The 12,134-nt window shown below is 65.6% G+C and carries 9 protein-coding genes; 6 read left to right on the forward strand and 3 right to left on the reverse strand.

What is annotated here, in order from left to right; all coding sequences use genetic code 11:
* Positions 1–77 precede the first annotated feature (77 nt).
* The 5 genes from WV31_RS00205 to WV31_RS00220 all read left to right on the forward strand — a co-directional run bounded on the left by WV31_RS00205 (position 78) and on the right by WV31_RS00220 (position 7,116).
* Positions 78–2,966 (forward strand): bifunctional diguanylate cyclase/phosphodiesterase, encoded by a 2,889-nt coding sequence (locus WV31_RS00205; RefSeq protein ID WP_168185819.1) that lies wholly within the window; start codon positions 78–80, stop codon positions 2,964–2,966.
* A 606-nt stretch (positions 2,967–3,572) separates the two neighbouring features.
* Complete coding sequence (locus WV31_RS00210) at positions 3,573–5,924, forward strand: Orn/Lys/Arg decarboxylase N-terminal domain-containing protein (protein WP_085371804.1); 2,352 nt, start codon at positions 3,573–3,575, stop codon at positions 5,922–5,924.
* 68 nt (positions 5,925–5,992) lie between these two features.
* Positions 5,993–6,166: a hypothetical protein gene (locus tag WV31_RS21910; protein WP_168185820.1), complete on the forward strand. Its 174-nt coding sequence runs from the start codon at positions 5,993–5,995 to the stop codon at positions 6,164–6,166.
* A gap of 6 nt (positions 6,167–6,172) precedes the next feature.
* A complete protein-coding gene (locus WV31_RS00215) occupies positions 6,173–6,835 on the forward strand; it encodes a Crp/Fnr family transcriptional regulator (RefSeq protein ID WP_085371805.1) in 663 nt (220 codons plus the stop codon).
* A 92-nt stretch (positions 6,836–6,927) separates the two neighbouring features.
* Complete coding sequence (locus tag WV31_RS00220) at positions 6,928–7,116, forward strand: YgaP family membrane protein (RefSeq protein ID WP_085371806.1); 189 nt, start codon at positions 6,928–6,930, stop codon at positions 7,114–7,116.
* Between the two features lie 91 nt (positions 7,117–7,207).
* Here the strand turns inward: WV31_RS00220 and WV31_RS00225 are convergent, their stop codons facing one another.
* Positions 7,208–7,513, reverse strand: a complete 306-nt coding sequence (locus tag WV31_RS00225) for an STAS domain-containing protein (protein ID WP_085371807.1) — start codon at positions 7,511–7,513, stop codon at positions 7,208–7,210.
* Between the two features lie 29 nt (positions 7,514–7,542).
* Entirely contained in the window at positions 7,543–9,516 is a 1,974-nt protein-coding gene (locus tag WV31_RS00230; protein ID WP_145980689.1) for a methyl-accepting chemotaxis protein, read from the reverse strand.
* 437 nt (positions 9,517–9,953) lie between these two features.
* Between WV31_RS00230 and ccoG the strand changes: the two genes are divergently transcribed.
* The gene (ccoG, locus tag WV31_RS00235) at positions 9,954–11,399 is read left to right on the forward strand and encodes a cytochrome c oxidase accessory protein CcoG (protein ID WP_085371809.1); all 1,446 of its coding nucleotides are present in this window, start codon (positions 9,954–9,956) and stop codon (positions 11,397–11,399) included.
* A gap of 5 nt (positions 11,400–11,404) precedes the next feature.
* Here the strand turns inward: ccoG and WV31_RS00240 are convergent, their stop codons facing one another.
* Complete coding sequence (locus tag WV31_RS00240; protein WP_085371810.1) at positions 11,405–12,100, reverse strand: Crp/Fnr family transcriptional regulator; 696 nt, start codon at positions 12,098–12,100, stop codon at positions 11,405–11,407.
* Positions 12,101–12,134: the final 34 nt, after the last annotated feature.

Below are 12,134 nucleotides of genomic sequence, written 5' to 3' on the forward strand. Positions count from 1 at the left end.
TCATTCCGAAAGGCGTAGGATTTATCTGAGTTTGGTCATACTTCTGTTGATCTAATGACATTTGTCAAAAGATGCTAATGAACCGCCACGTTGAACGGCGACAGATGATCCACGCCATGCCGGCAGTATTTCAAAAGCTCGACCTCAAGACCAAGATCGTCGCGGCCTGCGTCGGCCTGTTCGTCGCCGCCATCTGGCTGCTGGCCCACGACGTGGCGGAAGAAGTGCGCGACGACGTCAAGGCCGTGGTCGCCGCCGAGCAGACCGCCCTGGTCGAGCACATCACCGACAGCCTTGAGGAGGAAAGCAAACTCCGCATCAACACGCTGAAGGATGTGGCGTCCCTGATCTCCCCGGAAATGATGGAAGACCGCGAGCGCCTGGGGGCGAAGCTGGCCGAGTTCAAGCATATCGGCCGCCTGTTCAATCTAGGGCTGTCGGTGGTTTCCCGCCAGGGAATCGGCTTCGTCGACTTTCCCGCCCTGAAAGGCCGGGCCGGATCTGATTTTTCCGGTGAAGACTATTTCCAGGCCATCCTGGCCGGCGAGGATGTCGCCATCGGCCGCCCGCGCCTGGGGCGGTTCAGCAATCGCCCGGTCGTTTTGCTGGCCGTCCCGATCCGGGGGGCGGCCAACGAGGCCATCGGCGTCCTGGTGGGGGCCAATTCCGTCTCGGACAGCGATTTCTTCACCGAGATCATTCCCCGGCAGAGCCGCCTGGACGGGGAATTCCATATCGTTTCTCTCCGTGACCGCCTTTACGTCGCCTCTACCCGGAAGGACCGCATCCTCCAGCCTCTTCCGCCCTTGGGGGTGAACCGCATGCTCGATCGCTACGTGGAGGGCTATGAGGGATCGGGGATTTCCATCAATTCCGAGGGTGTGGAAGTTCTCAGTTCCTCTAGGCGGATCGAGAGTACGGGATGGGCCGTCATTGCCACCCTTCCGACTTCCATCGCCTTTGCCCCCATCCGTCGCCTGGAGTTCGAGATCTACCAGGATGCCGCGCTGGCGTCGGTCATCATCGCTGTGTTGCTGTGGCTGTTCGTCCGGCGCCAGTTGCGGCCGCTGGAACACGCGGCCGAAATGCTCAACGCCATGGCCACGGGCAACCGCCCCTTAAGCCCCCTGCCGGTCGAGGGCGGGCCGGAAATCCGCCAGGTGCTGGACAGTTTCAACAAGTTCCACGAGCGCATCAGGGCCCAGAAGCAGTCTCTGCGCGACAATGCCGAACAGCTTGCGCTGGCGGCGTCGGTGTTCGACGGCACCAGCGAGGCCATCGCCATCACCAATGCGGACGGCCTGATCCTCAGCGTCAACAAGCCCTTCTGCCGCCTGACCGGCTACGAGTTGGAGGAACTGGTTGGCCGGAATCCGAACATCTTGAAATCCGGCCGCCACGATTCCGACTTCTATGCCGAGATGTGGCGGTCGATCACCGCCACGGGAAACTGGTCGGGCGAGGTGTGGAACCGCCGCAAGAACGGCGAGGTCTATCCCGAACGCCTGACCATCTCGACCATTTACGATGCCGAGGGCCAGGTCCAGCGCCGGGTCGCCATCGCCTCGGACATCACCGAGCAGAAAAAGGCCGAGGAGATCATCTGGCACCAGGCCAACCATGATCTGCTGACCGGCCTGCCCAATCGCCGCCGCTTCCTTGAACTGCTGCGCCAGGATCTGGCGCATGCCGACAGTCTTCCGGACATGGTGGTGGGCGTCCTTCTAGTCGATCTCGACCGCTTCAAGGAGGTCAACGACACCCTGGGACACGCCATCGGCGACCAGTTGCTGCTGGAGGTGGCGCGCCGGATCAGGTCCTGCCTGTCGGAAAAGGACGTCATCGGCCATCTGGGGGCCGACGAGTTCATCATCTCCATGATCGACGACCTGGGCACCGCCCGTCTGGAGGCGGCCATCGCGGCGATTCGCATGGTCATCGCCGAACCCTTCCGCTCGGGAAGCGACACCATCCATCTGACCGCCAGCATCGGTATCACCGCCTATCCCACCGATGGCGGGGATATCGAGGAATTGCTGCGCAACGTCGATCAGGCGGTGCGCGAAGCCAAGAATGGCGGGCGCGACCGTTCGTGCTGCTTCACCGAATCCATGCGGGAAGCCGGGCAGACCAGACTGCAACTGGCCAACGATCTCCGAGCCGCGCTGTCCGAAGGGCAATTCGAGGTCTACTACCAGCCCATCATCGACATGCCGTCGCGGACCATCGTCAAGGCCGAGGCTTTGCTGCGCTGGCGCCATCCGGAGCGCGGATTCGTCAGCCCCGCAATCTTCATTCCCATCGCCGAGGAAACCGGCCTGATCTCGGATATCGGCAATTGGGTGTTCCGCCAGGCGGCCGCCACGGCTAGGCGGCTGTGCGATCGCTGCCGCTATGTGGAGGGAGGCATCTGCCGCAAGGAGGAAATTGCGGGACCGGCGGCGCCTTGCCTATTCCAGATCGCCGTCAACAAGTCGCCCCGCCAGTTCTTCTCAGGCTTCAGCCATCTGGAATGGGCCGAGCATCTGCGCGAGTTGAACATCTCGCCCCAATGCATCTCCATCGAAGTCACCGAGGGCTTGCTGCTGGGCCAGCACGCGGAAGTGATGGAGCGCCTGGCCAAGTTCCGCGCCGCCGGCATGCAGATCGCGCTCGACGATTTCGGCACCGGCTATTCCGCCATGTCCTATCTGAAGCGCTTCGACATCGACTACATCAAGATCGACCAGTCCTTCGTCCGCGACATGACCATCGATTCCAGTGATCGCGCCATCGCCGAAGCCATCATCGTCATGGCCCACCGGCTGGGCATGAAAGTGGTGGCGGAAGGAATCGAGACCGAGGAGCAATATGCTCTGCTGGCGGCGGCCGGGTGCGATTTCGGCCAGGGCTATCTCTTCGCCAGACCCATGCCGGCGGATCAATTCGAAGCCCTGGCGGGTGGAAATTGTCCTCAGACACAATAAGGATCGGTGCTGGCACGCCCGAAAAAGGGGCGGAGAAGAGGAGATCCGGCCCCCCCCTGAAAACCCTATCACCCCTCATTCTGCAGATACTGGTCGACAGGGGGCACAATGCACGATGACTGAGCAGCCAAGGATCGCAGACGGAACGGGGATCACTTCGGCCTCTGGAAACGGGCGCTCCGCAAGCCTTGGCCAGAGACCGTCCGTCACGGCTTCGACGAGAGGCTCGACCGACCGCAGTTGTTCTACATGGCATTTTGAAGCAGGAACCTGGGAGGCGCATCTTTCTTGAGACTGACGTCGCCAGACGGCATCACTCAGCAAAAATCCACAGCCTAGACAGAGACGCCATATGTGGTATGTTTTTCCGACGATCGGCGCACCATATTGCGTGCCTGAGTTTTCCCAACTTGCGCCCTGATTTTGTGGTTTTTTCTCAATTTACGGCCATATGTTCTCACCTTATGCCCAAACCTACATCTAGCTGCCTCGGTCAGCGGTGAATCTTTTGTGTCGGCCCAATCGCATCTTGGACGCAGCGGCCAACCCTGATTAGGCTGCGGCCACGTTACCCGACCCGACCACCACGCCATATTGGAGCGCCCCATGGAGTTCTTTCGCCGCCTGACCTTCCTGGTCTGCGCTCCCGCTTTCGATACCGACGACCTGGAAGGCGTGCGGGTCCAGCAGATCATTACCGAGGTGGAGCGCCTGGGCTTCGAGGTGGTCCGCGCCCGGCGCATCGAGGACGCCGAGATCGCGGTGCAGACCGACGCCGCCATCGGCTGCGTGCTGGTGGACTGGGAGAAGGGCGGCAAGGGGGCGGAAGCCACCGAGCTGATCAACCTGATGCGCCGGCGCGGCCTGGAGATGCCCATCGTCATCCTGGTGCGCGGCGAGCGCTTCGAGGACATTCCCGTCGACGTGCTGGACTACATCGACGGCTACGTCTTCCTGGCCGAGGAGACGCCGGAATTCATCGCCAAGAATCTGGTCAGCCGCTTAAAGCAGTTCGCCGAGACCCTGAAGACCCCGTTCTTCGGCGCCCTGGTGGATTACGCCGAGGAAGGCAACCAGCTGTGGACCTGTCCCGGCCACAACGGCGGCATCTTCTACAACCGCAGCCCCATCGGGCGGATCTTCGTCGAACATCTGGGCGAGGCGGTGTTCCGCGACGATCTCGACAATTCCGTCCTCGAGTTGGGCGACCTTCTGACCCACGAAGGCCCGGCGCTGCAGGCCCAGAAGGAGGCCGCCAAGATCTTCGGGGCGGAAAAGACCTATTTCGTGCTGAACGGCACCTCGGCCTCCAACAAGATCGTGCTGTCGGCCCTGGTGGCCGAGGACGACCTGGTGCTGTTCGACCGCAACAACCACAAGGCGGCCCATCACGGCGCCCTGCTGCTGGGCGGCGGCATTCCCATCTTCCTGGAAACCGACCGCAACGCCATGGGCATGATCGGCCCCATCTTCACCGATGCCTTCGACGAGCAGGCCATCCGCGAGAAGATCAGGACCAATCCCCTGGTCAAGGACCCGGACGCCTGGACCAAGCCCCGCCCCTTCCGGGTGGCGGTGATCGAGCAGTGCACCTATGACGGCACCATCTACAACGCCGAGCGCATCCTCGAACGCATCGGGCACCTGTGCGACTACATCCTGTTCGACGAGGCCTGGGCGGGCTTCCTCAAGTTCCATCCCCTGTTCAAGGGCTGCTACGGCATGGGGCTGAAGGACCGGCTGGACGGGAATTCGCCCGGCATCATCTCGACCCAGTCCACCCACAAGCAGATGGCCGGCTTCTCCCAGGCGTCGCAGATCCACGTGCGCGACCGCCACATCAAGGGCCAGAGCCGCCGCATCGAGCATCGCCGCTTCAACGAGACGTTCATGCTGCACGCCTCGACCTCGCCGTTCTATCCGCTGTTCGCCTCGCTGGACGTGGGCGCCCAGATGATGCGCGGCCGCTCGGGCGAGGTGCTGTGGGACGACACCATCGATCTGGGCATCGAGCTCAGAAAGAAGGTCCGCGCCATCAAGCGGGAATTCGGCGAGAAGGAAAAGGACCCGGCCCGCCACTGGTTCTTCGAGCCCTTCGTCCCCGACGTGGTGCCCGAACCCGGCGGCGGCAAGACCCTGGTGGCCTGGGAGGACCTGCCCACCGAGACCATCGCGTCCGACGCCCGTTTCTGGGAATTCACCCCCGGCGCCCAGTGGCACGGCTTCCGGCACGTGACCCGGCCGGGCTACGCCATGACCGACCCCAACAAGCTGACCCTGATCACGCCCGGCTTCGACCGCAAGACCGGGGCCTATGCCGATTACGGCATTCCCGCCCCCGTGGTCGCCCAGTACCTGCGCGAAAACCGGGTGGTGCCGGAAAAGAACGACCTCAATTCCATGCTGTTCCTGCTGACCCCGGGCGTGGAATCCAGCAAGGCCGGTACCCTGCTCAGCGCCCTGGTGGCCTTCAAGCGCCGTCACGACGACAACGCCCTGCTGGACGACGCCGTGCCCGAATTCGTGCACAAGCGGCCGCAGCGCTATCGCGGCTTGCGCATCCAGGACCTGTGCGCCGAGATGCACGCCTTCTTCCGCGAGCGCAACGTCAGCGCGCTGCAGCGCGCCCAGTTCGCGCCCGAACATCGCCCCAACATGGTGATGCGCCCCAACGACGCGGTGCGCATGCTGACCCGCAACCAGGTGGACTACCTGCCCATCGACCAGATCGAGGGCCGTATCGCCACCACGCTGTGGGTGGTCTATCCCCCCGGCATCGCCACCATCATTCCCGGCGAGCGCCTGTGCGAACGGGCCAGACCCATGCTGGACTACCTCAAGATGTTCGAGCGGAGCGCCAATCTGTTCCCCGGCTTCGAAGCCGAAATCCAGGGGCTCTACCGCGAGATCGAGGCCGACGGGTCGATCCGCTTCTACACCTACGTGGCCAAGGAGTAACCCCACTCGACTTAGGACTTGGTTTCTCGCATCATCGCGCCACCACATTCACATTGGAGTAAGTCACCATGGCCGACGAGAACTTGAGCCCCGGCAACATCGCCAAGGCGCTGGGCGTGTCCGACGGCAAGGTGAAGAAGGCCATCAAGGACCTGGGCCTGGAACCCGCCGCCAAGCGCGGCGTGTGCAGCTTCTACGCCCCCGACCAGGTGGCCAGGATCAAGGCGGCGGTCGGGGCTTAAGGGGCCATGGCCGCGCCCGGTCCCGAGGACTGGACCCGCTCGGTTCCCGCCCTTGGCCAGTTGGACGATGCCACCCGCGAGCGGCTGCGGGCCATCAGCCGCCGCGCCGCCCTGCCCGCCGGTACCAAGGTGTTCGGCGAGGGCAGCCCCTGCCAGGCCTATCTGATCCTGCTGGCGGGCGAGGTGCGGGTGCAGAAGGTGGCGGAATCGGGCCGCGAGATCGTCCTTTACCGCGTCGGCGCGGGCGAGACCTGCATCGTCACCACCGCCTGCCTGATGAGCGGGGTGGATTACGACGCCGAGGGCGTGGCCGAGAGCGACGTCACCGCCCAGGTCCTGCCCGCCCCGGCTTTCCGCGAGCTGCTGGGCCGCTCGGAAAGCTTCCGCGACTTCGTGTTCCGCGCCTACGGCACGCGTATTTCCAGCCTCTTGATGCTGATCGACGAGGTGGCGTTCGGACGCATGGACCGCCGCCTCGCCGCCTGCCTGCTGGCGCGGGCCAAGGGAACCGGCACGGTGACCGCCACCCATCAGGATCTGGCGGTGGAACTGGGCAGCGCCCGAGAAGTGGTGAGCCGCCTGCTCAAGGATTTCGAGCGCCGGGGCTGGGTCGCCCTGGCGCGGGGCAGCGTGACGCTGCTCGATGCCGCCGCCTTGGGCGAAAATTAGCAAAGTGTGTGACTAGGTCACCGACACGCCGGTCCCTCCTTCCTATTCTGCCGTCCAGTTCCCTTGGCAGAACCTTTCGAGGAGTGGATGACATGAACAAGAACGTCGGCGGCATCGACCGCATCCTGCGCATCGTGGCGGGTCTGGTCCTGATCGGCCTGACCCTGGCCGGTATCATCGGCCTGTGGGGCTGGATCGGCGTGGTGCCGCTGGCCACCGCCGCCATCGGCTGGTGCCCGGCCTACCTGCCCTTCGGCATCAAGACCTGCAAGACCGGCTGATTTCTTCCGGTCGGGCGGCCGGCGGCTTCCACCGCCGGCCGGTCCCACCCGTCACGCCGTGATCTCGCCGGTCATACCGTGATCTCGCCCGTCATACCGTGATCTCGAAGGTGTCGCCGGCCTCGGTGAGTTCCAGCAGGCGCTTCACCCCGCTTTGCGGCCGGGCCAGGCTCATGGAGGCTCCGGCACGGTCCAGTTCCTCCTGGGCGATGTAAAGCAGCCCCAATCCCACCGAATCGATGTGGCTCAAGGCCGACAGGTCGAACACCACCTTGGCCTTGCCGACCCCGTCCAGATCGCGCAGCAGGACCGCGAAGGTATCGTTGGCGGCGAAATTCAGCTGTCCCTGAAGGGCGACGGTGACGGCCTGGCCGTTTTTGGCGACGTTGTACTGCATGATTTTCCTCCCCAATGGAAAGTCGTCGGTTACTGCCGGACCCGGACCAGGAAGCGGTCGGTCTCGGCGGTCAGGGTCTCCACCACCTGGGTCAGACTCTTGGCGCTCCAGATCACGCGGACCGTGCCGGCGCAGGTCTGGGCGGACGAGCGCGACAGGTCACCCACATTGGCCGAGACGGACTTCGCCTGACGGGCCACTTCGTCGATGTCGTCGGCGATTTCGCGGGTGGCGGCCTCCTGCTCCTGCACCGCCCCGGCGATGGCCGCCGAGACCTCGTCCAGGGACTTGATGATATCGACCACGGCGGTGATGGCGTCGGCCATGCTGTGGGACGAGGCCTGGACCTCGCCCACCTGGCGGGCGATCTCCTCGGTGGCCCTGGCGGTCTGGTTGGCCAGGGTCTTCACCTCGCCCGCCACCACGGCGAAGCCCTTGCCCGCCTCGCCCGCCCTGGCCGCCTCGATGGTGGCGTTGAGCGCCAGCAGGTTGGTCTGCGACGCGATGTCGTTGATCAGCTTGACCACCTCGCCGATGGACTGCACCGAATTGGCCAGCCCGCCCATCTGCCGGGCGGTGGCGTTGACGTCTTCCACCGTGCGCCGGGCGATGTCGGTGGAATTGGCCACCTGCCGGGCGATCTCGTTGATGGCCAGGGCCAACTGGCGGGTGGCCTCGGCGGCGCCGGTGGCCCGTTCGGTGGTGATGCGCACCGCGTCGCCCACGTCCAGCGACCGCGAACCGCTGCGTTCCGAGCGCCCGGCCATGACCTGGGCGGTCTGGCGGATGCCGCCGGTGGCGCGCTCGACCTCGGCCACCTTGCTTTTGACGCTGGCCTCGAAATCGTCGGCCAAGGCCATCAGGGCGGCGGCCTTCTCCTCCTCGGAACGGATGCGTTCGGCCTCGCGCGCCTCGCGCATCCGGTCGGCCTCGACCATGACGTCGTGGAAGACCTGGACGGCGCGGGCCATCTCGCCCACCTCGTCGTGGCGGTCCTGGGCGGGAATGGCGGCGTCCTTGTCGCCGGCGGCCAGGGCCTTCATCACCTCGGCCATGCGCTTGACGGGCCGCTCGATGGAAGCCCCCAGCCACAGCCCCAGGGTCAGGATCAGGACGAAACCGCCCACCATCACGATATCCAGGGTCCAGACGGCGGCGTGCCCGACCTCGGCGGCCTTGGCTTCGGCGGCGAGGGCCGCGTTCCGGGAATCGGCCACCATGGAGGCCAGCACACCTTCAAGCCAGTCCTTGTGGACGGCGATCATCTCGCGCTCCAGTCCGGCGACGGCGTCGATACCGGCGGCGGCGGCGCTGAAATCGCGGTGATAGCGGTCCAGGCCTTCCCCCAGCTGCGCCCGCTCGGCCGGCCCGAGGCCGCTGGCCGGCAAGGCCTTGGCGAAGGCGGCCACCAGACCGTCCAGCTCGGCCCGGTCCGCCGGCTGGCGGCGTAGAAGGAAATTCTTCTCGGCCCGGCGCATCTGCAGCACCAGAATGGTCAGGTCCGGCAGATCGCGGGCCTTCAGCACCTTTTCCATGTCCAGCGCCGAGCCCCTGAGCGCGCCCAGCAGCCCGAGCTGGTCGGAGAAGCCCACCTTGCGCTGGGTCTCGACCATGGCGGCGAAGGCGCGGCCGTAACGCTCGGCGCCGTCCTTGACCTTGGCGATCAGCTCGGGCCGGGGCGGCCCGTCGCCGGGCAGCACGGCGGCCATGCGGTCGAGGGCCGCAAGGGCCTCGCCCACGTGGCGGGGTTGCTTGGCGGCGGAATCCTCGTCATGGCGCAGCAGGAAGTTCTTTTCCTGGCGCCGCGCCTGCAGCAGGGCGATGTCCACCTGATCCGTGAGCGTCATCACCGTCCGGAAGGAATCGGCTTCGCGGCGGGCGGCGTCTTCGCGCTGGCGGCTGTTCCACAGCAGCAGTGCCGCCGCCAGAAACACCAGACCCGCCATGACCACCAGGGATGCAACCTGACGCCGCAGCGCCAATCGGGAGAGAAGGCGTTCCATCATGCCTCTCCTGCCGGCTTACCGGCCCACATCGTAGGTGTTTTCCACTATATCCCTAAGGCGTATCCATATCAACTTTAGGATATGTGAATTTACGCGAGGGTCAGGCGTGCGGCTGTTCGAACAAAATTTCTTCGGGGCTGCGAATTGTCAATGCGGCCGAGCCCAGGCTTGCCTAGCCTGAGAGAACCTCCCGGACGGCGAACGGCGGAAGGCTTAAGCCCCCATCCACCCTTTCCGCCGCTTCCATCCCGGATGACCGGCTGACGCCTCGCCCTCCCTTGGCGTCATTATGACAAGGCCGCTGAACGCTCCCCGTCGGCGGCCTTGTTCTTTTTTCTATAAAAATTCCAGACCGGCTCTGCGAATTGTCAATGCGGGCGGACCAGTGCTCCTCCTAGGTTTGGCCGGCCCAATCCAAGAGGAGAGCCTCCCCCATGTCGATGATCGGCAAGACGCCCGAGCCGTCCCCGGCCTGCCCCTCGACTCCGGCCTATGCCGCCTCGGCCAAGGTCCAGCCGCGCGGGGTGAAGGGGCGGTTCCGCAGCCTGAAATGGTGGGCCAGCGCCCTGCTGCTGGCCTATTGGCATCTGGCGCCCTTCATCCGCTGGGATCGCGGCCCCGGCGCGCCATCCCAAGCCATCCTGGCCGACATGGCCGGACGGCGGGGCTATTTCTTCTTCATCGAGATCTGGCCGCAGGAGGTCTATTTCCTGACCGGCCTGCTGTTCATGGCGGCCATCGCCCTGTTCCTGATGACCTCGCTGGTGGGGCGCGTCTGGTGCGGCTTTCTGTGCTGGCAGACGGTCTATACTGATCTGTTCGTGGCGGTGGAGCGTCTGGTGATCGGCGAGCGCAACCAGCGCATTGCCTTCGAGCGCGCGCCCCTGACGGCGGGCAAGCTGGCCAGGAAGGCGGTGGTCAACGCCTTGTGGCTGGCCATCGCGGGCGCCTGCGGCATCGGCTTCACGCTGTATTTCGGCGACGCCTTCGAGCAACTGCGCGACATCTTCACCGGCGAGGCCAGCACCGCCACCTATGGCGCCATCGCCGTGGTGGGGGGCCTTTGCTTCCTGCTGGCCGGCTATGCCCGCGAGCAGGTGTGCATCTATATGTGCCCCTATGCCCGCTTCCAGTCGGCCATGTTCGACGAGCATTCGCTGATCATCTCCTACGAGGCGTGGCGGGGCGAGGCGCGCGGCCCGGCCCCCGCCGACCGCGACTTCAGCGGACGCGGCCATTGCGTCGATTGCCTGGCCTGCGTCCAGGCCTGCCCCACCGGCATCGACATCCGCAACGGCAACCAGTTGGCCTGCATCGGCTGCGGGCTGTGCATCGACGCCTGCAACCAGGTGATGGACCGCTTCAAGCTGCCGCGCGGGCTGGTGTCCTACGATTCCTCGGCCAATCTGGCGGCCAGGGGCGAGAACCGCCAGGGTGGGCTGCGCCTGTTGCGCCCGCGCACGCTGGCCTATGGCGGCATCCTGGCGCTGGTCGCCGCGGTGATGCTGGGCCGGCTGGTGTCGCGCCCCGACGTGGACGTCAACGTGCTGCACGAGCGCTCGCCGCTGTTCGTGCAGATGTCGGACGGCAGCATCCGCAACGGCTACGCCTACAAGGTGCTGAACATGAAGGGCGAGGAGCGCGGCTTCACCCTGCGGCTGGACGGCGACGCGGGCGGCACCATCTCGGTGGTGGGCGGCGAGAGCGACGCCAAGGCGGTCGAATTGCGGGTGCCCCGCGATTCGGTGGGCGACTTCCGCCTCTACGTCACCCTGCCCGCCGACAAGGTGGCGTCGCGCAAGATGCCGCTCACCTTCGTGCTGTCGGGCCCGGGCCGCGAAGTCAGGACCGAGACCCTGTTCGCCGGGCCGGAGAGGTAGAAGGCCTAGCCCTCGCCGGCGATGGCGTCCAACTGGCCGAGATCGCGCCGAAAGACGTTCGGCGCGGTCTCGGTCACCACGCCGGAGCGCTTGAACTCCGCCACCACCCGGCTGGCGGTCTCGGGCGTGATGCCCAGCAGGGCTCCCAAATCCTCGCGCCCGAACAGCCGGCACTCGGGCATGGTTTCCGGGGCCAGCAGGCGGAACAGCCGGGCGATGCGCTGCCGGGCGCTGCCGGTGGACAATTCGCGGGTGCATTCATGCGAGCGCTGCACCGCGTCGTGCCACTTCTTCATGAGCTGGCGGTGCAGCTTCGGCGTCAGGCGGCTGACCACGTCGCGGGGAATGCGGCAGACCTTGGCCGGCGACAGCGCCACCGCCGTGTGCTCGTAAGATTCGGCCACCGTGGCCTCCAGCCCGGCCACATCGCCCTGGCCCAGCAGACTGACGATGCGGTGGCTGCCGTCGGGCAGGTACTGTTCCAGCTTGAACAGGCCCTCGCGCACGGTGAAGACGTGCCCGGCCGCCTGACCCGCCTGATAGAGCGCGCCCCCGGCGGCGAGGCGGATATCCTCGATAGGCAGGTGGATGATGCCGAAATCCTCGCCCTTGAGGTCGGCGAACAGCACCAGGTCGCGGATGGAGCATTGCTCGCACGAGGCCAGCCCGCGCCAGGCCGCCTCGATCTCGTGGTCACGCATGAAGGCAATCCCTGTTGGGCGGACAGGATAGCCC

It is taken from the genome of Magnetospirillum sp. ME-1 (genome assembly GCF_002105535.1).
Classification (GTDB): domain Bacteria; phylum Pseudomonadota; class Alphaproteobacteria; order Rhodospirillales; family Magnetospirillaceae; genus Phaeospirillum.